Annotated in this window: 23 protein-coding genes; 9 read left to right on the plus strand and 14 right to left on the minus strand. The window is 38.5% G+C overall.

Translation table 11 applies throughout. The features are described from left to right. Window positions 1-82: 82 nt before the first annotated feature. A complete protein-coding gene (locus tag QI031_RS13730) occupies window positions 83-277 on the minus strand; it encodes a ChaB family protein (RefSeq protein WP_281485683.1) in 195 nt (64 codons plus the stop codon). A 119-nt stretch (window positions 278-396) separates the two neighbouring features. Between QI031_RS13730 and hemL the strand changes: the two genes are divergently transcribed. From hemL to QI031_RS13750, 4 genes are all read left to right on the plus strand, one after another. Beyond that, complete coding sequence (hemL, locus tag QI031_RS13735) at window positions 397-1,695, plus strand: glutamate-1-semialdehyde 2,1-aminomutase (RefSeq protein WP_281485684.1); 1,299 nt, start codon at window positions 397-399, stop codon at window positions 1,693-1,695. Between the two features lie 401 nt (window positions 1,696-2,096). After that, window positions 2,097-3,707, plus strand: a complete 1,611-nt coding sequence (locus QI031_RS13740; protein ID WP_281485685.1) for a serine/threonine-protein kinase — start codon at window positions 2,097-2,099, stop codon at window positions 3,705-3,707. Between the two features lie 517 nt (window positions 3,708-4,224). Continuing rightward, window positions 4,225-5,028, plus strand: a complete 804-nt coding sequence (locus QI031_RS13745; protein ID WP_343217860.1) for an FHA domain-containing protein — start codon at window positions 4,225-4,227, stop codon at window positions 5,026-5,028. A gap of 98 nt (window positions 5,029-5,126) precedes the next feature. After that, window positions 5,127-5,909 (plus strand): SDR family NAD(P)-dependent oxidoreductase, encoded by a 783-nt coding sequence (locus QI031_RS13750; protein ID WP_281485686.1) that lies wholly within the window; start codon window positions 5,127-5,129, stop codon window positions 5,907-5,909. Between the two features lie 69 nt (window positions 5,910-5,978). On the opposite strand, the gene QI031_RS13755 is transcribed toward QI031_RS13750, so the two are convergent. Both QI031_RS13755 and QI031_RS13760 read right to left on the minus strand, forming a co-directional pair. Next, entirely contained in the window at window positions 5,979-7,004 is a 1,026-nt protein-coding gene (locus QI031_RS13755; RefSeq protein WP_281485687.1) for an ABC transporter permease, read from the minus strand. A gap of 568 nt (window positions 7,005-7,572) precedes the next feature. Continuing rightward, entirely contained in the window at window positions 7,573-7,821 is a 249-nt protein-coding gene (locus tag QI031_RS13760) for a DUF6761 family protein (RefSeq protein WP_281485688.1), read from the minus strand. 576 nt (window positions 7,822-8,397) lie between these two features. On the opposite strand from QI031_RS13760, the gene QI031_RS13765 reads away from it, so the two are divergent. Then, the gene (locus QI031_RS13765) at window positions 8,398-9,168 is read left to right on the plus strand and encodes a response regulator transcription factor (protein ID WP_281485689.1); all 771 of its coding nucleotides are present in this window, start codon (window positions 8,398-8,400) and stop codon (window positions 9,166-9,168) included. 24 nt (window positions 9,169-9,192) lie between these two features. Here the strand turns inward: QI031_RS13765 and QI031_RS13770 are convergent, their stop codons facing one another. Then, window positions 9,193-9,981: an ABC transporter ATP-binding protein gene (locus QI031_RS13770; protein WP_281485690.1), complete on the minus strand. Its 789-nt coding sequence runs from the start codon at window positions 9,979-9,981 to the stop codon at window positions 9,193-9,195. 178 nt (window positions 9,982-10,159) lie between these two features. Beyond that, window positions 10,160-10,726: a hypothetical protein gene (locus QI031_RS13775; RefSeq protein WP_281485691.1), complete on the minus strand. Its 567-nt coding sequence runs from the start codon at window positions 10,724-10,726 to the stop codon at window positions 10,160-10,162. Between the two features lie 316 nt (window positions 10,727-11,042). Here QI031_RS13775 and QI031_RS13780 point away from each other — a divergent pair, with 316 nt between their 5' ends. Beyond that, window positions 11,043-11,747, plus strand: a complete 705-nt coding sequence (locus tag QI031_RS13780; RefSeq protein WP_281485692.1) for a hypothetical protein — start codon at window positions 11,043-11,045, stop codon at window positions 11,745-11,747. Window positions 11,748-11,772: 25 nt separating this feature from the next. Here QI031_RS13780 and QI031_RS13785 read toward each other — a convergent pair whose 3' ends face one another. Next, window positions 11,773-12,234: a DUF4079 domain-containing protein gene (locus QI031_RS13785; RefSeq protein WP_281485694.1), complete on the minus strand. Its 462-nt coding sequence runs from the start codon at window positions 12,232-12,234 to the stop codon at window positions 11,773-11,775. 178 nt (window positions 12,235-12,412) lie between these two features. Then, on the minus strand, window positions 12,413-12,805 hold the full coding sequence (locus tag QI031_RS13790) for a DUF1830 domain-containing protein (RefSeq protein ID WP_281485695.1): 393 nt from the start codon (window positions 12,803-12,805) through the stop codon (window positions 12,413-12,415). A 583-nt stretch (window positions 12,806-13,388) separates the two neighbouring features. Here QI031_RS13790 and QI031_RS13795 point away from each other — a divergent pair. From QI031_RS13795 to QI031_RS13805, 3 genes are all read left to right on the plus strand, one after another. Next, on the plus strand, window positions 13,389-14,963 hold the full coding sequence (locus tag QI031_RS13795; RefSeq protein ID WP_425526023.1) for a photosystem II high light acclimation radical SAM protein: 1,575 nt from the start codon (window positions 13,389-13,391) through the stop codon (window positions 14,961-14,963). A gap of 115 nt (window positions 14,964-15,078) precedes the next feature. Continuing rightward, entirely contained in the window at window positions 15,079-16,479 is a 1,401-nt protein-coding gene (locus QI031_RS13800; protein WP_281485697.1) for a DICT sensory domain-containing protein, read from the plus strand. After that, window positions 16,476-17,120 (plus strand): pentapeptide repeat-containing protein, encoded by a 645-nt coding sequence (locus tag QI031_RS13805; RefSeq protein ID WP_281485698.1) that lies wholly within the window; start codon window positions 16,476-16,478, stop codon window positions 17,118-17,120. The genes QI031_RS13800 and QI031_RS13805 overlap by 4 nt, the downstream gene beginning before the upstream one ends. 32 nt (window positions 17,121-17,152) lie before the next feature. Here the strand turns inward: QI031_RS13805 and QI031_RS13810 are convergent, their stop codons facing one another. From QI031_RS13810 to QI031_RS13840, 7 genes are all read right to left on the minus strand, one after another. Beyond that, window positions 17,153-17,437 carry a PIN domain-containing protein gene (locus QI031_RS13810; protein ID WP_281485700.1) on the minus strand — a complete coding sequence of 95 codons (285 nt, stop codon included), beginning with the start codon at window positions 17,435-17,437 and terminating at the stop codon, window positions 17,153-17,155. After that, entirely contained in the window at window positions 17,434-17,568 is a 135-nt protein-coding gene (locus QI031_RS13815; protein WP_281485701.1) for a hypothetical protein, read from the minus strand. Before QI031_RS13815 ends, QI031_RS13810 begins: the two co-directional genes overlap by 4 nt. A gap of 324 nt (window positions 17,569-17,892) precedes the next feature. Beyond that, entirely contained in the window at window positions 17,893-18,003 is a 111-nt protein-coding gene (locus tag QI031_RS13820) for an SUMF1/EgtB/PvdO family nonheme iron enzyme (protein WP_281485702.1), read from the minus strand. A 94-nt stretch (window positions 18,004-18,097) separates the two neighbouring features. Continuing rightward, the gene (locus tag QI031_RS13825; protein ID WP_281485703.1) at window positions 18,098-18,769 is read right to left on the minus strand and encodes an SDR family oxidoreductase; all 672 of its coding nucleotides are present in this window, start codon (window positions 18,767-18,769) and stop codon (window positions 18,098-18,100) included. Window positions 18,770-18,792: 23 nt separating this feature from the next. After that, the gene (locus QI031_RS13830) at window positions 18,793-19,911 is read right to left on the minus strand and encodes a mechanosensitive ion channel family protein (protein ID WP_281485704.1); all 1,119 of its coding nucleotides are present in this window, start codon (window positions 19,909-19,911) and stop codon (window positions 18,793-18,795) included. Between the two features lie 103 nt (window positions 19,912-20,014). Then, entirely contained in the window at window positions 20,015-20,722 is a 708-nt protein-coding gene (locus QI031_RS13835; RefSeq protein WP_281485705.1) for a class I SAM-dependent methyltransferase, read from the minus strand. Window positions 20,723-20,757: 35 nt separating this feature from the next. After that, a complete protein-coding gene (locus QI031_RS13840; protein ID WP_281485706.1) occupies window positions 20,758-21,873 on the minus strand; it encodes an inosamine-phosphate amidinotransferase 1 in 1,116 nt (371 codons plus the stop codon). Window positions 21,874-22,473 lie beyond the last annotated feature (600 nt).

Raw genomic sequence — 22,473 nt, forward strand, 5'->3', positions numbered from 1 at the left:
TTCTGCCATAGGGTAGCTGGCATGATTTTTGCCAAACAACCTTTTTTTCCAGTTAAGTGTTATTTTTACTTTCTTTGTTGTACTAGTTCAATACCAAAACGTTCCTGTCCATAGCAGATTGCATCTTCACAGCGCTCATAGCGACTTGGTGGGCTTTGGAAGCGTCACCATACCAATGAACTGCTGAATTAAACGCTGCCCGATAAAGATCTTGATATGCCTCAGATAATCGAGTCCGAATCTCTAAAGGCAAGTCTTCATTAGACTTGTATAACATTTTGTTATTTTCTTGGTTTAGTTATTTTTATACGATAGAAGTTTCAATCAGTTTTTAACCCTATCCTAAGATAGAGCTTTAGATACAGCTTTTTTATTGCCCACTATCAGGAGAAAGCCTTGGTAAATACCACGATTAAAACCACAAAATCACAAGAAATTTTCACCGCAGCCCAAAATCTCATGCCAGGAGGAGTCAGTTCTCCAGTTCGTGCTTTCAAATCCGTGGGGGGACAGCCCATTGTTTTTGATCGCGTCAAAGGTGCATACATTTGGGATGTGGATGGCAACCAATACATTGATTATGTAGGCACTTGGGGACCAGCTATTTGCGGTCACGCTCATCCTGAAGTGATTGCAGCGTTGCATGAAGCCTTAGAAAAAGGAACTAGTTTTGGTGCGCCCTCAGTCTTAGAAAACGTCCTGGCAGAAATGGTCATTGATGCCGTTCCTAGCATCGAAATGGTAAGATTTGTTAACTCTGGGACTGAGGCTTGTATGTCAGTGCTGCGATTGATGCGGGCTTTTACCCAACGAGAGAAAATTATCAAGTTTGAAGGCTGCTATCACGGTCATGCTGACATGTTCCTAGTCAAGGCTGGTTCTGGTGTCGCTACCCTTGGTTTACCTGACTCGCCAGGAGTACCTAAATCGGCAACTACTAACACATTAACTGCGCCTTTTAATGATCTAGAAGCTGTCAAAGCTTTATTTGAAGAAAACCGCGACGAAATTGCTGGTGTGATTCTGGAGCCAGTCGTTGGTAATGCTGGATTTATTCCTCCCGATGCTGGTTTTCTAGAAGGATTACGGGAACTAACCCAAGAACATGGAGCTTTATTGGTGTTCGATGAAGTCATGACTGGCTTCCGGATTGCTTACGGTGGCGCTCAAGAAAAATTTGGCGTTACTCCTGATTTGACGACTTTAGGTAAGGTAATCGGTGGCGGTTTGCCAGTAGGAGCCTATGGCGGTCGTCGGGATATTATGTCAATGGTTGCTCCTGCTGGTCCTGTTTATCAAGCAGGAACTCTTTCGGGGAATCCCTTGGCGATGACTGCTGGAATTAAAACGCTGGAATTGCTGCAAAAAGCTGGTACTTACGATTATCTAGATCAAATTACTCAAAAACTTGCAGATGGTTTACTGCAAATTGCTAAAGAAACTGGTCATAGCGTTTGTGGCGGTCAGATCAGCGCCATGTTTGGCTTATTCTTCACCTCTGGCCCTGTTCATAACTATGAAGATGCCAAAAAGTCTGATACAGCAAAATTTGGGCGCTTTCATCGCGGGATGTTAGAGCGCGGTATTTACTTAGCACCTTCTCAGTATGAGGCTGGATTCACTTCTTCTGCTCACACTGAAGAAGATATTGAGCAAACTTTAGCAGTTGCACGAGATGTAATGTCTAACTTGTAATCTGTTAAAAAGCTATTAGCAAAAATCACCAATTCTGCTCACTACTTAGCAGAGTTGGTGATTTTACTTAATATTTATAATTATTATGAATACTCTTTAAAAGAGTTTGTATAAACACTGATAAATTTCAAATAGATAATACAAACTATTAGTAATTACGGTTAAAAATGGTTTTAACTATTGGGAATTTATTTGTAAAAAGTGCCTAGACGATAGTTAGAAGCGTAATTACAGTAAATAATTTTATTTTTTAAAATTTGCTTACGTACTCCCTGCTTGACTTTAGTCAATCTTCAAATAATTACCAGCAAAAATCACCTAGCAATAATTAATTCTGCTTTCAATAATTGGAGGAGAGTGTAATACTCCCCGTGATTATTCGTGTAGCGAGTTGACAGTGCATGAGCTACTGCTTAAATCCTATCTGTCCAAATCCCGAAAATGTGGCATATAGCCAAAGGTGTCAATCTTGTGGTTCGCGACTACTCTTGCGCGATCGCTATCGGGTAGTTGAACCATTAGGTCAAGGAGGTTTCGGAGCCACTTTCTTAGCTAATGATGAAGCTTTACCTGGAGAACCAAGTTGTGTAATCAAACAACTACGTCCCTCTGCAACTGCACCCCACGTCTTGCAGATGGCGCGAGAACTCTTTGAGCGAGAAGCTAAAACCCTAGGCAAAATTGGTAATCATCCTCAAGTACCAAGGTTACTAGACTATTTTGAAGAACAAGAACAGTTCTATCTAGTTCAGGAATACATTAGCGGTGCTACCTTACAGCAAGAAGTTAAACTTAAGGGCATTTTGGGTGAAACTGGGGTCAAGCAATTTTTAAGTGAAATTCTGCCATTGCTACAATATATCCATGAGCAAAATGTAATACACCGTGATATCAAGCCAGCAAATTTAATTCGCCGTACCCAAGATGCCAGAATGGTACTGATTGACTTTGGTGCAGTCAAAAACCAAGTTAGCCAAGCTGCGACTAACCAATTTGGACAGACAGCATTAACTGCCTATGCAATCGGTACTCCTGGGTTTGCACCGCCAGAGCAAATGGCTATGCGTCCAGTTTATGCTAGTGATATCTATGCACTAGGCGTAACATGTATTTATCTCTTAACTGGCAAAACTCCTAAAGATATAGATTACAATCCCACAACGGGCGAGATCATGTGGGAAAAACTGGTGCAAGTGAGTGACCACTTGGTTAGTGTGTTACGGAAAATGTTAGATGTGTCTGTACGCAATCGCTACCAGTCAGCCCAGGAAGTACTAAGAGCGTTAGAAATAGAACCATATCTAGAAAGTTTGTCTAAGGGGTTGCTAGTTAAGTCTGATACTGAAGTTAAAGAAAAAACTCACAGTCGTTGGGAAGATTCTGCTGTTTTATGTAGTAATCCTTCTGTCGCTGCTACTGGTTTAGGAGTAGCTCAAGTAGCAGCAGCCATTCGAGCCAGACGAGCCAAGAATGCAGAATCAGATGCAGGAGGAATGCGTCAAGGATCTGCGATAGGCAAATCAACATTTTTATCTAATAGCAACAGTAGTAGTTCACAAAATCAACATTCTAAAATTGTACGTAAATTAGATACCCAAGGTTTACTTACAGCTTATTTGAAGGGAAGACGAGATTTTGCTCTACATAATTTAAATCTATTAAATCTCCAAGGTGTTGACTTATCCGAAACAAATTTCCATTCTGCTCAATTGCAAAAAACCAATCTCCAAGGAGCTAATCTCTATAATAGCGATTTTGGCAGAGCCAGTCTAACTAAAGCTAATCTCAAAGACGCTAATTTGAGCAAAGCTTATTTCAATCATGCTGATTTAGAAGGAGCAGATTTGCGAGGTGCAGACCTCAGCCATGCTTATCTGAGTAATGCTAATCTCCGAGGAACTAATCTGTGTGGTGCTAACCTTAGTGGTGCTAAGATTTCTGATGAACAAATGGCACTAGCGAAGACTAACTGGATGACAATACGTCCCAATGGTAAACGAGGGTTGTTATAATTCGAGGTTGAGATTTAGAATTTTAGATGAAGTTAATTCCAAATTAAAAAATTGATAAATTAATTACCATCAGGACAGCTGAATTGCATCATTAAGCTGTTGTATTAGTATTTTATGACTTTACTGATATTACACTGAGAATAAAACCTATTTTTGCAAGTTGGGTAAGACAAAGTGAAATCCAACCTACGTAAATTTTCAGTATTGGATAATTAGTGCGATCGCAATTAGGGACTTGCGTGAAAATAAAGTACTATTAAACCGATATTAACCCGCAGATCTCCTACCTGATCACGTAGCTTTAAAACTACTTTAATATTTCTTAATAATTACTATCTTTTAAAAAATCAAAACTGTACTTTACAATAAGAAACAAAGCATTACGATAATTTGTTTATAAAAATATTTAATTATATGTATATGAAGACTGCTGGTAAGTAAAAGTTCAGCTTCAATTTTTGGTCATGGCAATAAAAACAAATAATTATCCTTGATTAGGGGTTTAAATAAAATATTTATGATGTCAGAAATTAGTAAATTACATTTATTAGTAGTCAAAAACTTGGCTACGGCGAGTAATCTGCAAAATCAGGAATTAGAACAGCAATTAAGTTTATATCAAATATTCTTGAAGTTATATGAGCAACATAGTACTCTTTTAGATGAAATTCTCCAATTAGAAAACATATATCAGCCATCTTTGAAAAGGGCGAAAACTCATTATGTACAGGGTATAGTAGATGACTCTAGCGTTTATATAGTCACTAACTTGTACGAAAATCAAACGCAAACTTTACAACAACCGCAACAGATTTGGACAATCGGGCGCGATCACAGCAGTGGTATCTGCATTCTGGATCAATATTTGTCTCGTCGCCACGCTGCAATTCAATATGTAGAGCATCAAGGCTTTTACTTAATCGACTTTAATAGTACTAACGGCTCCTTTGTCAACGGTGAACAGACCCATCAATCGATTAAACTAAAAGATGGCGATCGCATCCGTCTAGGTAGCATGACTTTTGATTTTTTCCTTAGTCATTCCAGCCAAGTACTACCAACCGTTGCAATGGAGTTACTGATGCAGCTTATACCACGAGGAGGAGGTACAGACGAAACAGTAGGTGGTATTGTCGGTAAATTACAAAAACTTAAAACTGAAAAATCAAATAAAACTGTAGAGATTTCCCAAGACCTAGACTTAGTTAGAAATTTGAGCAACAATTCTACCAACTTAAATGCAGAGCAACAATCAGAAATTTTAGACCGTTTTTTCAGTAAGTCAACACCTTTTAATCCCAAATTATCCAACAATTCGTAGTTCATATAAGCTTTTTGGCGTATCACTTTGGATAGTTAAAATATGTATTAAATATAGTTACTATCTAAAAGGTGGATAAAAATTTAAGCAATTATAAGATGTCAACTGCTTTAATTACTGGCGCATCTAGTGGTATTGGTAAAGCTTTTGCTGAAGAACTAGCTGTGCGTCAGACAAATCTTGTTCTTGTGTCTCGTTCTGAAGAGAAGCTTCATCAAATAGCCAAACAATTACAAGAGCAATATAAAATTCAAGTAGATGTTATAGTTAAAGATCTCACCGAATCTAATGCATCTAATATTATATTTGATGTTATTAAAAATAAGAATTTAACAATTGATTTACTAATTAATAATGCTGGTTTTGGTGATTATGGTGACTTCGCAGAAAGCGATAGAGAAAGACAAATTAGAATTGTACAACTAAACATTTTGAACTTAGTGGATTTAACCCACAAATTTTTACCTCTGATGCGGCAACGACGTTCTGGAGGTATTATTAATTTATCTTCAATCACTGCATTTCAACCAATGCCATATCTTTCTGTTTATGCTGCCAGTAAAGCTTTTATTCTTAGCTTTAGTCAAGCTTTATGGGCAGAAAACCGTTCTTATGGTGTTCGTATTCTTGTTGCTTGTCCAGGGCCTATAGAAACAAACTTTTTTGCCGAAGCTAACTTTCCTCCAGGTTTAGCAGGAAGTACGAATCAAATGTTTACCAGTGAAGAAGTTGTACGTGCATCTCTTAAGGCTTTAGAAAATGGGCAGCCAACTTTAGTAATTGGTAATGTTAATACTCAATTACAAACTTTATTAGCTCAGTTAGTACCCAGAAAAATTTTGTTAACTATGTTGGCAAAAAAATTTAAAAGTTCAGATTAGTTTTTGATCTTGTAGTCAGGACTTTAGTCCTTACTTTTCTTAGACAAACAAGCAAACCAAACCGTATTTTTAATAACGGATACGTGGATCAACATAAGCATTTAAAATGTCTATCAAAATGCTTGCGCTCACGACGATCGCCCCGAAAAATACTAGTACTCCCTGGACTGTGGGATAATCGCGATCGGAAATTGCTTGATATAGTCGATTGGCTAATCCAGGCCAAGAAAACGTGACTTCAGTCAAAATTGCTCCACCTAATAGAGAAGCAAAGGTCAATCCTAAGACTGTGATTACAGGAATTAGAGCATTTTTTAAGGCATGGGAGACTAAAATCTTATTTTCAGCAACACCTCTGGCTCTAGCTGCTTCTACATAATCTGACTTGAGTGTTTGTTTTAAATTTACTCTGACAATACGTTCAAAAATCCCACTGAGCAAAATGCCTAGAGTGAGACTAGGAAGGGCTAGATGGTGTAAAGCTGTAAAAAACTGATTCCAGTTGCCATTGAGTAAACTATCAATTGTATAGAGGCCAGTGATAGTAGAGGGAACAGGAAGATTAGGTGGGAAACGGTTGGAATTGGGAAACCAGCCGAGTTGAACTGAGAAAATTAATTGTAAAAGCATTCCCGCCCAAAACATGGGCAGTGCGTAGGTAATAATCCCAAATAACCGTCCTCCAACATCAAAAGATGTTCCAGGACGGGAAGCCGAAAGAGTCCCAACCAAAATACCGACAGTGAGTGCAACTGCCATACTAAATACTGCTAATTCCACTGTCGCCGGAAAATATTGACCAATTATGTCCCAAACATTTTGGCCGCGACTTGTTAAAGATGTACCCAAATCAAAACGCAGTATATTTCCCAAATAATTTAAATACTGTAGCCACAAAGGAAGATTTAAACCCAGTTGTTTCCGCAACTCTTCTTTAGCAGCTTCTGGCGCACGTCCACCGAGAATTGCATCTGCTGGATCTCCTGGTGTTGCTCGTAGTAATAAAAATACAATCGTAATAATAGTTAACAGTTGCAGTGGAGCCAGTAACAAACGGGAGACAATGTAATATTGTAAAGCTTTAGAGCGAGACATATTGAGAAAGGATGAAAATTATACCAATTTTATGTGAGGCTGCATCAATTATTCTGACACCAAGTTGCAATCATAGCGTAATATTTTTTTACTGCTTGCTAAAATTAATATTTCTAACAGTATTAACAGAACTATGTTTGCAAAGGATCATTGCAGAGTTGAAATTTGCTAAAGCTTGGTAAGCATAGTGTCATCAACCATAGTTTAAAGACTATAGTTGAGTTTTCTTTTTTAAGACTACCACTTTGTCCAAATTTAGGTAACAAATGAAAATTCAAAAACTAGAGTTGTAATAAAAAATATTTAAAGTATAAATTAGGATATTTTAAAAGTACGAATGTCAGGATCAGTAATTTTTTGACCTTCTGCTTCTTGCCATATAGTTATGTTTATTTATGTTAAAAATCCCCTCAGAATAGTTAGTATAACCTAAGCAAATCCGAGGGGATAATTTTATCAATAAAAATATCTTCAAAAATTCACACCACTAAAACTTTGATAAAGGCAAACGATATGCTATAATCATCTGCATTGATCTATGGTTACTACTTACGCCCTGTTAAAGAAACTAGTAGTAGTCATGCTGTGGTTGTGTTTGAGTCATGAGAAAATTTGATTCATCGTACAGGTAGCGGCTAGCTTCCTCTTCTAAGCGATGAATTAGAAAAGGTTCAATAGCGTTACTCTGACGCAGCGCGGCTAAATATCCATCCAAATACATCCGCATATCATCCATGCGATAACCGCTACTCCATAACCTGGCGAAGGCGTCGGTGATTTTTTGGTAATAGCGAATGGTTTGTGTGTCTTGAAGCATAACTGCTGTATTAATCTCTTTGGAATGAGAATTGTAAATGATTCACGTTGAAATGTGAAGTGTTACTTTTACTCTAGGGTGTCAAATCGAAGCTAAATATATTTCTTTTGGTGGTATCCTCCAGCAGCTAAGACGTAATTCAATCCTATTCTAGAAAACCCGGAATTTTATTATCTGGTAAGCTATTCTTATGATTTCCTCTGTCTACAGCCCGATTTTATTAGCGGGTATTGACATCGTGACATCATTATTTACAATGTAGAAGCCCCTGATACTATCAAGCTAAAAGATAGCTCAGTTGACAGTTACCCTAGTTGTTGACAGTTTTTTGGTATATGACATCCCTACGGAAGCAAGATATTTAACCAAGAGAGCTTTTGATTAGTCTAACAAAAATTTAAGAAAAAATTAAAGAATCTGACTAACTCAGCCTTGGACAAGGCATAAGTTAAAGATATTGCCACTCTTTGTTTGAGGAAATGTAAAGCCAATTGCAACTGAAGTAACAAAGACTACAAAACCTTGAGCATAGGCTTGTTACTTTGAAATTTATCGACGCTAAGGGGTCTTACCACTGTGGGTTCGGTTTGTATTGAAATCGTTGAGGGGAATCCCCATCTGAGGTCGTTACTCGGTTGGCACTTGCAACAGTTAGAGTATAGAGTCCATCAAGCTGCCAGCATTTATCAAGCAAGAGAAGAGTTTTTAGTCCATCAACCGACTCTAGTTATTCTAGATGCGGATCTTCCTGATGGTGATGGTATTGAGTTTTGCCGTTGGTTGCATCGTCAGCAGCAACCTTCGATTTTAATGCTATCTGCGCGTAGTAACGAAGCCGATATCGTCGCAGGTTTAAAGGCGGGAGCAGATGATTACTTAAGTAAACCTTTTGGAATGCAAGAGTTTTTAGCAAGGGTAGAAGCGTTAATTCGCCGGAAGCGCACACCATCTGCGCCAGCTTACCTAGATTATGGCACTTTGCAAATCGATTTGGTTCAGCGCCGCGTTCGATTTCAAGGAGAGTTCATCGACTTAACACCCCAAGAGTTCAGTTTACTGTACGTTTTAGCGCAAGCTGGAGGAGTACCATTAAGTAGGTCGGAATTGCTGCGTCGTGCTTGGCCTGATGCTATTGATAACCCTCGTACTATTGATACTCATGTTTTGTCGCTACGAAAAAAAGTTGAACTTGATCCGCGCCAACCTAGTTTAATTCAAACTATCCGTAATGTGGGATATCGGTTTAATATGGAAATTTTGAATGCCAACATTCCACAGGTACAAACCAAGTTAGCCAAAGAAAAGTTTAGCAATCAACGTTCTACGCTGAGTACTCAACGTTCGTAGAGTTTTCCTTGAGAACAAAAACGTTTAAATCCATTCTTGGGCAGCTTGAGAGTCTGCTTGCATCAAGTTGTTGCGTAAATTAACCCAGTCGATTTCAGAAGCTGTTTGATCTGTTAATAACTGGCCTTGTTGTAAGTGTAACAGGCGACCGCAAAACATCTGATTTAAGTCCATCTGGTGATTAACCATCAAAATTGTAGTTTGATGAGTTTGATTTAACTGAGTTAAGACTTGCATCAGACTAGAAGCTGTAGCAGCGTCTAAGGCAGAGGTTGGCTCATCTAATAGTAAAACTTTTGGCTGGATAATTAAAGCACGAGCGATCGCTACTAGTTGTCGCTGTCCAGCAGCAAGTTGTACTTCAGTGCGTCCCAACCATTCACTAGGAATGTGCAGTTGTTCTATCCAATAATTGACTCGTTGCTGAATTGTTTGTGTGGGTAATCTACGCAAAAGTAAAGGATAGGCCAAAGTTTGTTGAACTGTCATCCCTAGTAGCTTTGATTCTTGTAACACCAGTGTCACCCATTGCCGTAGCTGTGTTATGGGAATTTGGCGGTATTCTTGATTCTCCAGATAGATTTTGCCATTACTGGGTTCAATCAGGCGGTTGATTAGACGCAATAATGAAGTTTTACCAGCACCTGATGAACCCACAATGCTAATGCAATCTCCTGGATATACCTCAAAGGAAATATCCTGCAATATAGGGTATCCCTGAAGCTGGGTTTTGAGTTTCGTGAACAGACTAACTTGTTCTAACCGTAGTTGGGGCATGGGGTATGGGGCATGGGGCAAGTGGGCATGGGGCATGGGAAGAAGGCACACAGAAAAAACTCTTATGCTTCTGTGCCCCGGTCATTGAGTTTCGACTGCGCGGTAGTTGAGCGTAGTCAAAGTGCTGCTCCTCTGCTCCCTGCCTACGCAAGTAATTTCACCAAATCAAACCGGATTCCCATAGCAACTCATAGTTATTTTTCCAAGATGTCTATTAATTTAATTGTCCGGTAGTTAAAGCTGTAGTAATAGTCCAGCCGTCAACTAATAACAAGAGCAGGGTGCATCCTAACAAAATTATATACATCCACGGCTGGGCTAAAGGGCGAATATCTGTGGTGTTAATGCCTGTCTTAGCTTCTACGATTTTCACTAAACGGGTAAATCCAGCTACACGCATGGGGAGTAAATAAGCTTTTCCATCCTGGCTAAGAAAATAATAAACCAATCCTCCTTGACCAGTAGAACGAGGTTTTAATTCTTTGACATCTGCCCAAGGTAAAGTCCAACCTTTACGAAAGAAGCGAGGAACCCAAACCGGATATGCTAACTGGATTTGTTGGTCATTGACAATTACTTGTTCAGTCAATACCGCATATAGACCAACTAAACCTACGCCAATTCCTACCCACAATAATACTGGCGGTATGGGTGCAGCTGTTACCTGAGATAAAAAAGGTAATGGTGCTGTCAGCGCTATATATAAAGTCAATAGGGTAACTCGAATTAGCGGGGAAAGGCGAAAAATAGAAGTAGAAGTATTGGCTGAAGTTGTTGTCACGGCTTTATGAGCATACTTTTTTTTATTGTAAGGTAAACATTTTTTAACTTACCTAAAAATTTGCTGTCTAAAATTATTCCTAAAGGTTTATTTTAAGTATTCCTTGAGACAGTAGCGAAAATTTTATAACTATAAGCTCTATATTTTTTTAGGTAAATTTCATCAAACTTTTAGTCAATTTTTTAAAAAAGTTTAGCTTTAAAATTAAATTTAGTTTATGATTATTTTAATTTAAGATTAAATTAGAATTTAAAGCACTACATAAGCTTTAGAAATAATCACTACGACAAAGTAGTCAGAGTGATTTTGGCTAAATGTGATTAAGGATTTCCGTTCTGTGCTAGGTACAAGATTAAAATATTCGATAAAAGTAAAATTAGACAAAGGTAATTGGGCATTTAAATTATGTTGCTTATTTTTAGCAACAGATGTTGTTTTTATTGTTCTTCATTTAATTTATTCGTATAGCAACTTTATTTCTAATGACGTTTTTTCGTTAGAAACAGATAGAGGGTATTCAGAGATTTTTCAATATGTCAAAGAGTATTGGTCTGCGCTTTTATTAGGTTTATTAGCAGTACAAGGACGTTCACTTCTATACTTAAGTTGGTCTGTACTATTTTTTTATTTGTTGCTTGATGATGCAGGTCAGATACATGAACACTTGGGAGCTTTAATTAGCAGTAAGTTTTCGTTTCACACTATGTTTCATCTTAGAGCAGTTGACTTTGGGGAACTTGTTGTATCTGCTGTCGCTGGTTTATTATTTTTGATTGCCATTGCTATTAGTTATCGCCTAGGCGATCGCTTGTCTAAAAAAGTATCAAAATATTTAATTATATTGCTGTTTACTTTGGCTTTTTTTGGAGTTGCAGCAGATATGTTTCATGTACTATTAAGTTCACCTCTTTTAGATCCTATATTAATTCTTGTAGAAGATGGCGGTGAACTTGTGGTTATGAGCTTGATTGTTTGTTTCGTGTTTTCGTTGTCTTTACAATCAAAGAAGCTGATTGAATAACAAATTATCTGGGATTTCTTTAAGATCAAGGTAAGTACTTTTGTACTACACTCCAACCAGTAATTGACACCCAAGCAAAACCTGCAAACAAGATAATATTTACACCGATATGTAAAGGTCTAGCCCAAGTTCGTCTAGAGCTAATTTGTGTGGCGCTGAAAGCAGACAGCAAAACTAATCCTACTACTATTAACCCAGCAACCAAGTGTGATGACTGCCCCAAGGAACCAAAGTGTCCCAACGTACCAACAATGCCAATTGCCAGTAGTAGCAGCACTAAACTTACCATAGTAATACCGATTGTATAGTGGAGCGATCGCACTGTTGAGCGTCCGCCAATAATCGGTAAAAAACTAGGGAGATTTTGCGAAGTTCTAACGCGAAACATCCAAATCCCAGTAATCGCTAACAGCAAATACGCCATTATCGATAATCCCATTGACCAAGCAGCTATTTTCCACAGCCAGAGAAAAGAAGGTAGATTCATAACATTAATTTTAAACGGCAGAGAGGGAAGAGAGCAGGGGAGGCAGGGGAGGCAGGGGAGGCAGAGGGGGAAATAAGGAAGTAATTTTTCTATGCCCCATGCCCCATGCCCCATGCCCCATTTCAATAAAAAAGGCTGCTAAATTTAGCAACCCTAAAAATTAAAGAAAATTGTTTTTTTAATCAACGGATACTAAACGCGATATTGTTAAAGGTTTTGTTGTATCTCCGACTTTTGTATTAATCGATGACACCATTGATTTATTACTGATAGGGTCTATCCCTACTGAATCTGTATCAAACTCTTTTGCGCTCGGTTGTTCAATTGCCAAGCGATCGCACCGAATGTTATCCGATAAAATTGCACTAGCCATCATACCTGTATGAATCTCCATTTGAGCTTTTGGTGGTGCTTCAAATATGAGTCGTTGTCCAGGAAAAACAACCCTTTCAAAGTACCAGTTAGCAATATTGGAGATGCGAACCACCTGAATTTTGCTCGTGGCATTAACGTAGCAGCAGAGAATATTCTCCGATTGCTCAGGTGGTAGTGGATCTAATATTTGAGCCATAACTGCCGAGGAGCTTTACGCCACAATTTTACATTACATCAGCAAAGCTAACACTTGCTGATCCCCAGATGCTGTAACTCCGACTACCAACTACAATTTTCTACGCTATTTATATCTAAAGATATGTTCAAGTTATGAAAACTAAATAAACAAATCTTCTTTTTGGAAAATTATACACTATGACTGCGGATATATTCTTGTCAACAAAGCTTGTATTTCTCTAAGGGGATTGGGAGTCAGGCTTAGTTAAAGGATCATTGCCTTACCCCTACTTCAGAATTTATTTTTTTGGTTTCATCTATCCCCAGACTTATATCAGGGATCATCGCTTTATGAATAAACTCAATGTTATGGTAAAGATATGTGAAAACTTCGTTCATAAAACCTATTTCTATTTGTTTGATGTTGAGCAAATTTAACTATTCCCACAGTTGTCAATAATAGAGTTATCCTTTATCAAAAAATAGCTTATATGTCAAGCCAAATGTTGATATAGCCAATGTAACTAAAGCAAATACACTTTAAAACGAGATTTTTATCTCGCTTTTCCTTGAAGAACGGCAAGATGGAAATAAAAACCCTCATGATCGAAAATCGAATCCTCTACGTTCGCCTTCCCTGTAATCCCATTTTTCCGATTGGGGTTGTCTACTTGGCAGATCATGTCCACAAGCAATTTCCTGGAATCGAACAGCGCATTTTTGATTTGGGAACAGTGCCACCTTTGGACTACGCTTCTGCCCTGGATGACTGTATCGATGAATTTAAACCAACACTGCTAGTATTTTCGTGGCGGGATATCCAAATTTATGCCCCAGTTGGTGGACGTGGTGGAAACCCGCTGCAAAACGCCTTTGAGTTGTACTATGCCAAAAATCCCTTGATTAAATTACGGGGGGCATTAGGCGGTTTGCGAATCTTCATCGCTTACTATGCAGAACTGTGGCGTAACCAGGGATTAATCAAACGCGGTTTAAAACGCGCCCAAAAATATCATGATAATGCCCGTGCAGTTGTTGGTGGCGGTGCAGTCAGCGTATTTTATGAGCAGTTGGGTAAAAGCCTACCTCCAGGAACAATTATTTCTGTAGGTGAAGGGGAAACTCTGCTAGAAAAACTTTTAAGTGGCGACGAGTTTCAAGATGAACGTTGCTATGTTGTAGGAGAAACTCAACCACGTAACAGGTTGATTCACGAACAACCCACACCCTTAGAAAAGACTGCTTGTAATTATGACTATATAGAAGGTATCTGGCCGGAATTTAATTATTATCTGCAAGAACAAGATTTTTACATCGGTGTCCAAACCAAGCGCGGCTGTCCTCACAACTGCTGTTATTGTGTTTACACCGTCGTCGAAGGCAAACAGGTACGTATTAACCCGGCAGATGAAGTCGTTGCCGAGATGCGCCAACTGTATGATCGCGGCATTCGCAACTTTTGGTTTACCGATGCCCAATTTATCCCCGCCCGCAAATTTATCGACGATGCCATAGAACTTTTGCAGAAAATCGTTGATTCCGGGATGACAGATATCCATTGGGCAGCATACATTAGAGCCGATAACCTGACACCCCAGTTGTGCGAATTGATGGCAAAAACCGGGATGAATTACTTTGAAATTGGCATCACTAGTGGTTCTCAAGAACTCGTGCGAAAAATGCGAATGGGGTACAATCTGCGGACTGTCTTACAAAACTGCCGCGACTTAAAAGCAGCCGGGTTTAATGACTTAGTATCTGTCAATTACTCCTTTAATGTGATTGACGAACGTCTTGAAACTATTCGCCAAACCATCGCCTACCACCGCGAACTAGAACGAATTTTCGGCGTTGATAAAGTTGAACCTGCGATTTTCTTTATTGGATTGCAACCGCATACCCATTTAGAAGAATATGCTTTCAAAGAAGGCATCCTCAAACCAGGATATGATCCTATGAGCTTAATGCCGTGGACAGCCAAGAAACTATTATGGAACCCCGAACCTCTTGGCTCTTTCTTCGGCGAAGTATGCTTGCAAGCTTGGCGACAAAACCCCAATGACTTCGGGCGCGAAGTTATGAAAATCTTAGAAGAAAAGCTGGGTTGTGCCGACTTAGAAGCAGCACTTTCTGCCCCAATTGATACTAAAGAAAAACAATTGGCAGGCATATCATAATGTCTTCTTCGTGTCTTTGTGCCTTTGTGGTTAATATAATTTTTTTGCAACCACAAAGACACAAAGTAAATTTGGGGAATAAAAGCAGATTTTTAATTATGAATAACGAAAGCCCATGTTAGAAGGTTCAATTTTACAACAGCTCGAAGCAGCACACCGTCATAGCACTAGACCAATTCGATTAGGGGTGTACTACAAAAATACCCTAGTATCCCTGTGCCATGCCTTAGAAGACCACATCTTAACTGACAACAGTCAACCTTTAGTAATTGCAGCCTTTCAACAAGGTAAATGGTATCTGCAAGAAGCAGAACGATATGCAGATATTGCTAAGTGCAGCCGCGAAGTTGTGATTATGGCAGGGACAGATACAGGCTTTGCGGAACATTCTACAAGCCAATTACCCAATGTAAATTTAGTAGCATTAGATGCGGCTGATCCGGTATCGCAGGAGTGGCACTTAATTATTCTTGCGCCTAGCTACACAGCAATGGTACTTTGTCAAGAGTTATCAGAAGCTGACTATGGCTTGGGAGGATTGCCAGACACCGATTTAGAGCGTAAATTCTATGGCTTATGGACATTTGAACCAGAATTAGTACAAGAGACAGTAGAATTAGCGATCGCTCACACTCAACAATACAACCCAGAACTAGCAAAAAAACTCGTTACACATCAAAAATCAATCCAGTCTAGTTTAGCTCCACCGAAAAATTTAGGTACAGTTGTCTCTCGCGTAGTTGATTATCTCCAGACAGGACAGGATAATTTATCCATCCCTGTAGCATTACGTCAACAAGCGCTAGACCGCAACTTGGTTTCTAACGAAATCCAGGCATTTTTGCGGATGGCACAACTGATGGACATGGCAGATGTCAACAACCCAATGGCAGCTGCGGAAGTAGTAGCGCTTTCCGAGACAATGGGACAGCTACTAGAACTACCCGCTTGGCAAATTAAAAGATTACGCCTAGCAGGTTTACTGCACCGCATAGATCCATTACAAAAAGCAGACAGCATTTTGACTCCTGGTACATCTACTCGTTATCAAGATGAAGATGCTCCCAGTTGTGCCTTAAGTTGTCCCTTAGTACCAGGAGCGCAGGTATTGCGAACAATGCCTAGGCTGCGAGCAGTTGCCCAAATTATCACTCACCAAGCTGAGTGGTGGGACGGAACAGGAGAACCTGCGGGTTTAGCAGGAGATGAAATTCCTCTAGAGTCGAGAATTGTAGCTTTAGTTGCAGATTTTCAGTGGCGAGTCAATAATATCAAATCTGCCAATCAAACGCGCGAAGAGATATTTACTCAAGCTTTAAACGAATGCAGACAACAACAATCAACCCGCTTTGATCCTAAACTTGTAGATGCTTTAGCTTTATTGGTTATGGGTTTGCAACAGGGATTAGACTTACCTTTGATGTCGCCTAAAATCAGTAGCGGTATGTGGTTAATTGATTCCCGGTGGGATAGCTATAACAAGAGTAGTGAGGAGATTAGTAGTTACCTTAAATGAATATCGAAGACATTAGATCAGGAAAAATTAAGCAACTCCCAGGAGTAAATTTAGAAGACGAGGAACTCTCTCAACTCGACTTAAGCCGCATCAATCTTGCAGGTGCTACCCTTGTGGGTACTGATTTTACAGGTTCCAAACTCGAAGGTAGTCATTTCGAGGGAGCCAACTTAATGCAAGCGAACCTACAAGAAACTGACTTGCGAGCAAACCTCATGGGAGCCAACTTAATGCAAGCAGATTTGACAGGCGCTGATATGCGGGGTAGCAATTTGCGCGGCGCTAACTTGATGGGAGCAAGACTCAACGATGTATCTTTATCTGGTGCTTTTTTGAGTGGCGCTAATTTGATGAACATCAACTTACAAGGCGTTGACTTAAGAGGTGCTGACTTGCGAGGTGCAAACCTAACTGGAGCTAATCTTAAAGGTGCAGACTTGAGCCGTGCTGATTTACAAGGAACATTATTGAGTGGGGCAAATCTTGAAGAAGCCGACTTGCGGGATGCTAATCTAGCAGGGGCAAATTTAACCGATGCTAACTTATTATGTGCGGAATTAGAAGGTACAAATTTGAGAGGTGTAAATTTAGAAAAAGCATGTTTGGTGGGTACAGTGATTGAAACAAATTTAACATCATAAATATAAGGCGTTGCTGAATTAAAATATGAAATTCAAAGATTAACTTTTTTCAAATTTTTGTTTTCTGTATAATACAAATTCGTATTGTGATTCAGCAACGTCAATTGAATTAAGTAGAACGGCGTAAAAAATTCAATAGTTTTACGTTTTTTAGACTCTGGAAGTCGGTAGCATCCGAAAAGTAATTCATGATAAACAATAGTTGCTGTAGCTATTTCATTTTCATGTCGTCGCAGCATTTCGATAACATTGGAGTTGGGAATTGAGCGCAATGGCTCGGAAAGAATATTAGTATCTAATAAAAAGCGTAAGTTCACCAAACCACTTCACGTCCTGGTGAAGAATCTCGAACATGTGTAAAAACTCCAGGTTCAATACTTACTGCTTCTAATTCTTGTTCTTGGCGAAATTTTTCTAAAGATTTCCAGAATTGCGATTCACCACTCACGATTGTTGTAGATTCGTCTAGAATCTCAATAACTATTTATTGTCCATCAGAAATATTTCTATTAATAGCAGCAATGAATCAATTTAAACCCTATTATGCTTCTAGATAATTTCGTTGTTGAACTACTTGCTTATTTCGGAAACTGACAGAATAGGGATATTTATCGGGTGCATCCCAGTTTTTATTTGACAACAAGAGAATAAGTGTCATTGCGAGGAGGAACGACGAAGCAATCGTATTGACTTGTTTGTAGTCAGAGATTTTGCGATTGCTTCACTCCACTTCGTTACGTTCGCAATGACGTTCAAAAAAGTGGGATGCTCCCTATTTATCCATCCAAAAACCACTGACAGTGACGGTGTGAATAGGTCTTTCTTCGGGATATTTACAACTATTTGATCCCATTTGAAATGTTCCCCCCGGTATCCAAATCATGTCTTTTTTTGGGGGGGTTACTAGGAGGGGATGAGAGAGTTTAAGAGGGTTTTGTATTGGAAGTCATGAGGCGTTATGAATATGAATTTAAGGTTTAAATTAACATTGCACCACCATCACTAAGAATGGTAGTCCCTGTTAGATAACTATTGTTCATTAGAAATAAATAGGCTTCTGCTATTTGTGAGAACTTTCCTAGTCCTAGAGGAATTTTGTCTTCCATTTCTTTTAACGTTGTAAACCCTGGAGAAACAGCATTGACTCTAATCGGAGCGATTTCTAAGGCAAGAGCTTTACATAAAGATTCCACTGCACCATTAATCATACTTAGCGTAGAAAAACCAAAATAGGGACGAATGCCCAAACTTCCTGAAGAAAAGACAATACTCCCCCCCGAATTAATTTGTTTATAAGCTAATTTAGCGATATTGTATTGACCCCAAAACTTGGTTTCAAATGCGTGACGGACATCTGGGGTATTTAACTCTAAGAATGGAGCAACAATTAAAGGAGACTTCACTGTTATGGCAATATGATCGATACAACCTACCTTTTCTAATAATTTTTTGATTTCACTTTCTTTAGTAATATCAAACGAAAAGTATTTACACTCTTTGAGCTTGTTAATTTTTCGTAATTCAGGGGCTTGTTGTTCAGCAGATTTGGAAGCAATAATCACATTACTTCCTTGTTGTTTAACTTGTTGAGCTAAGGCTAGTCCAATTCCCGAACTTCCGCCAACAATAAGAACTGTCTGATTTTTCATGTTGATTATAAGTAAAAAAAATTTTAATTATTTGTTGCTTTTTGCTCTTTTTTATTTGTTTCTGGATCGGTTAATAGTTCAATATACAACGAATCAATTCCCTCTTTTTCTAAAAGTTCTAATATGGCTAAGTTTAATTTTCTTTCAGCAGCAAAATAAAAACTAAGAGAACTGACATAAGCTCTAATTTCAATAACACGAGCATTCTGTTCAATTTTTTTAAACCTGACTAAACATTTCTCATAACACCCTGGAATAGATGCTGGCAATTTTTCAATTCCCTCACAAATACGGTGAGTTTGTTGGGCTGAAATACCATCAATATTTAGATGCAAATTAATCCCAAATTTTCCTTCTTCTTCGGCATTTTGTGACCAGTTTGCTACTATTCCAGAAATCATTTTTGAATTCGGCATTTTCGTAATAGAACCCCATACAGTATCATGAATGGTTGTAGTTCTAAAACCAACATTTAATACTTGCACCATGTTTGAAAATCCTGAAATGACCAGCCAATCTCCTTCTTTATAAATCGAATCAGAGTAAATAATTAAGGTACAAAACCAATCATAAAGGATATCTTTGAATAATAAACCTAATGTGATTCCAGCCCCCCCTAATAGTCCAATAAGGGCAGCCGCAGACTGTCCTAAAAATAGCTCGCTTATCTTGAGAGTTATGAGAATAATCGCAATTGCTTGGAAAATTTTGGGCATCAAAGGCTTCAATAATTCATCGAGTTCACTGTCAGTATGCAGCAAAACCTCAGCAATAATTTGGCCGAAGATAGAAGAAGCTCGATAAACAAAATAAGCAATGATTAAAAGAACAATTAGATTAAGAAATTGAGTGAGCGTTTGACTTAACTTAGCGCCTAAGTTTTCTGACAGAATATCTTTACTTAGCCACAATCCACCAATAAGAATTATACCGCTTAAGCAGGGCTTCAAAACACCAATTAACTCATCATAGAATTTACTTTGAGTTTTTCTGGTGACGCGTTCAATGCGTTTGAGAATAATTTTGGTTAAAAACACCCTCAAAAACTGAGTCACCGCTAGAATAATTACAACAATTGCAATTTTACCAATGGGAAAGCCAGAGGCATTAATGTTTGTCAGAGTAGTCCAAAGTGTTTCCATAAATTGATGGGAAAAAAGTTGAGTTTAATTGTTTTAGATGTGTTTGCCCTGGCGATATCGAAATTCCAGAAGGTCAAAAATTATGGGGTATGCAACGGGAGAGTTAAACATCTTTTATCAGAATAGGAATCATTGCTGTTTTATGTTGAAAATATAAACAATCAGAAGGTGGGGAAACTTTAAAGATAACGATACCCTTAATATCGTTTTCTGGAACACCCGCTTCAAGAAGATGAGGAAGTTGAGTTTCATTGAAAAGCTGTTTCCAGGAATCGTATTTATTCTTGAGAACTCCTGTTGAAGTCAAATTACAATAGGTTAAAATTCCACCCTTTTTGAGCAACGGATAAGACTTTTTGATAAAAGTAAATTGGTGGGTGTGTTGTTCATCTGCATTCAAAGGATAAGTATCATAAAAAATACCATCAAATTTTGGCTCATTAAATGATTCTAATACTTCACAAGCTAAACCTAAAATAGGGGTTACTTTATGAGCGGCTGTTTGTTGGAATTCAATCAATCTTTTAAACACATCTTCATTGGCTTCTATAATCGTATGTTCTTCTGGATGATAAGATTGAATCGCATTAGCTGATATTCCTAAGCCAAAACCACATTCTAATATATGACCCCCATTTCGAGTCACCAACTCGGCGAAAGCTTTCATATAAGGAGTTTCCCAACGTTCCATGACTGGATGACCTTCAATCGCTAATTTTTCATCAGTCAGTAATGCTTTTTGCTTAGACCACCGTTTGGGATCGACGCTTTTTTTTAATCCTTGATAACCGCTTTTAAGTTTCTCACTCATTGTTTTTCCTCTCTATAAAAGTCTGAGTTTATGTGTTAGTTAAAGTAATCTTCGAGTAATCCAGAACGTCGCACATCATTAGTTACACAATGAAATCCACCGCCTAATGTGCGAGCATGGCGCAGTTGTAATCCAATTACATTGACACCTCGTTTCTCTAACTCTTTAATTAAAGAAACCTGCCTTTTATCAACAATTGCTAATTCCGGATTAACTACGAGAAAGTTCATCGCAATCCAAATTGATGAAAGAGGATAACCTTCATATCCAATGTCTACGGGTTCCGGACACCAAATTTTATCCCAATTGTGAAATAATGCGGGTAAATTATCATGATTAACTCGTTCTGGATTAATCACAACTAAACCCGGACGAACAACGGTAAAAGTTGTATCAATATGTTTACCGAGATAGACATTTATACATTGATGGACTCGGTAATCGTTTCCTAAAATTGATTGCAACCATTGTCCTCCTAACTGGTTTCCTGAATCGCTAACTTGATAAAGAATATCTTTACCTAAACGAAGAATATTCGCCGCATCAAAAGCAATTTCAGAGTTTAAGAATCCATGTTGTTTACTATTAGGATTTGTGAATAATTCATCGAGTAACATCGGTTTAGGCGCTGAAATCCAACGAGTGCCGGAATGGAAATACTCTAAAAATACTTTTTTATAAGCATTCATTTCAAAATAACGAGAACGGGAAGGAGAGGGGGCTTCGATAATTTGATTGCCTAGTGCTAGAAACACATCACGAGGACAATAATTAAAATGTCCACAAGAAGACCAATTAGGGGTAGAAAAAGAGATGGAATGGTTGGTGATTTCTGGGCGACGAACTTTCACGTTTAATTCTTGCAACGTGGCAACCAAAATAGCAAGGTCTTCTTGAGTTTCTTCTAGGACGCGATCGCTAAATTTTCCGGTGGGAATATCTTCGTCAGCTAATTCAGGAAAATCTACCCCACGTACACTGGGGTCAATTTGAGGAAGTCTGGCATTTTCTACCACTCCGACAATGACTTCTTCTAACGATGACCATTCATCATAAACGGAAACTTTGCAGTTATTTGCTATTGTTGCAGACAATTGATCAAAATCTTTGTTGTGAGAGCCATTGTGGACTTGATCGAGTGTTTTTAACATATTTTTTGATTGAATTTAACGTGAGTTTATAGTGATAGATAGCCAGGGAATATTTACCTTTTTTATGAGTTTTGCTGAAGAGAGCGTCCTCTAAAAAAAACAATACCCACCCTACGAGGTATAAATTTCTCTTATCACCATAACTACGGGAGAGCCGTCCTAGTCTAGTAGGGTGGGTTAGACGGTGATAACTTTGGTAATAATAAGCATTTCCCAATCCGTCGTAACCCACCATGACATAACAGCGCAGTTTAAGGACATAACAGTGTTATGTCCCTACTAGATAGAATTAATCGCGTAGTAACATTCCTCTAAGTTCTTTTTTGTAATTGATCGCACCTGCATCATTTTTAATGGTGACGATCGCTTTTTTCAGTTTTGCGCCTTCAAACTCTTAAGGAATCTCATCTTCGTAGTCTGAGGAAACGGGTTGACCGGCATCTCGCGTCAATCACAAGGTAAAGTATATTGGGTGAACCTTCTGGGGCTTTCGGTTCAGCGTAGGGTTCCCAGTCAGGAACAGAATCTCGAATATTGAGGGAGATTGTCCCATTGAATTGTTTAGTCATTAGATACTATTTATGTTTCTTCAAAAGAGAC

Origin of the sequence: Halotia branconii CENA392, assembly GCF_029953635.1 — a bacterium.
GTDB classification, from domain to species: domain Bacteria; phylum Cyanobacteriota; class Cyanobacteriia; order Cyanobacteriales; family Nostocaceae; genus Halotia; species Halotia branconii.

Excerpts from the sequence above, each read along its gene's own strand:
- QI031_RS13760 (WP_281485688.1), bottom strand. The coding sequence starts at position 7,821 with ATGCTTCAAGACACACAAACCATTCGCTATTACCAAAAAATCACCGAC.
- QI031_RS13790 (WP_281485695.1), bottom strand. The coding sequence starts at position 12,805 with ATGGCTCAAATATTAGATCCACTACCACCTGAGCAATCGGAGAATATT.
- QI031_RS13820 (WP_281485702.1), bottom strand. The coding sequence starts at position 18,003 with ATGATTTGGATACCGGGGGGAACATTTCAAATGGGATCAAATAGTTGT.
- QI031_RS13795 (WP_425526023.1), top strand. The coding sequence starts at position 13,389 with ATGATCGAAAATCGAATCCTCTACGTTCGCCTTCCCTGTAATCCCATT.
- QI031_RS13755 (WP_281485687.1), bottom strand. The coding sequence starts at position 7,004 with ATGTCTCGCTCTAAAGCTTTACAATATTACATTGTCTCCCGTTTGTTA.
- QI031_RS13800 (WP_281485697.1), top strand. The coding sequence starts at position 15,079 with ATGTTAGAAGGTTCAATTTTACAACAGCTCGAAGCAGCACACCGTCAT.
- QI031_RS13835 (WP_281485705.1), bottom strand. The coding sequence starts at position 20,722 with ATGAGTGAGAAACTTAAAAGCGGTTATCAAGGATTAAAAAAAAGCGTC.
- QI031_RS13745 (WP_343217860.1), top strand. The coding sequence starts at position 4,225 with ATGATGTCAGAAATTAGTAAATTACATTTATTAGTAGTCAAAAACTTG.
- QI031_RS13740 (WP_281485685.1), top strand. The coding sequence starts at position 2,097 with ATGAGCTACTGCTTAAATCCTATCTGTCCAAATCCCGAAAATGTGGCA.
- QI031_RS13840 (WP_281485706.1), bottom strand. The coding sequence starts at position 21,873 with ATGTTAAAAACACTCGATCAAGTCCACAATGGCTCTCACAACAAAGAT.
- QI031_RS13830 (WP_281485704.1), bottom strand. The coding sequence starts at position 19,911 with ATGGAAACACTTTGGACTACTCTGACAAACATTAATGCCTCTGGCTTT.
- QI031_RS13730 (WP_281485683.1), bottom strand. The coding sequence starts at position 277 with ATGTTATACAAGTCTAATGAAGACTTGCCTTTAGAGATTCGGACTCGA.
- QI031_RS13750 (WP_281485686.1), top strand. The coding sequence starts at position 5,127 with ATGTCAACTGCTTTAATTACTGGCGCATCTAGTGGTATTGGTAAAGCT.
- QI031_RS13805 (WP_281485698.1), top strand. The coding sequence starts at position 16,476 with ATGAATATCGAAGACATTAGATCAGGAAAAATTAAGCAACTCCCAGGA.
- QI031_RS13825 (WP_281485703.1), bottom strand. The coding sequence starts at position 18,769 with ATGAAAAATCAGACAGTTCTTATTGTTGGCGGAAGTTCGGGAATTGGA.
- QI031_RS13770 (WP_281485690.1), bottom strand. The coding sequence starts at position 9,981 with ATGCCCCATGCCCACTTGCCCCATGCCCCATACCCCATGCCCCAACTA.
- QI031_RS13785 (WP_281485694.1), bottom strand. The coding sequence starts at position 12,234 with ATGAATCTACCTTCTTTTCTCTGGCTGTGGAAAATAGCTGCTTGGTCA.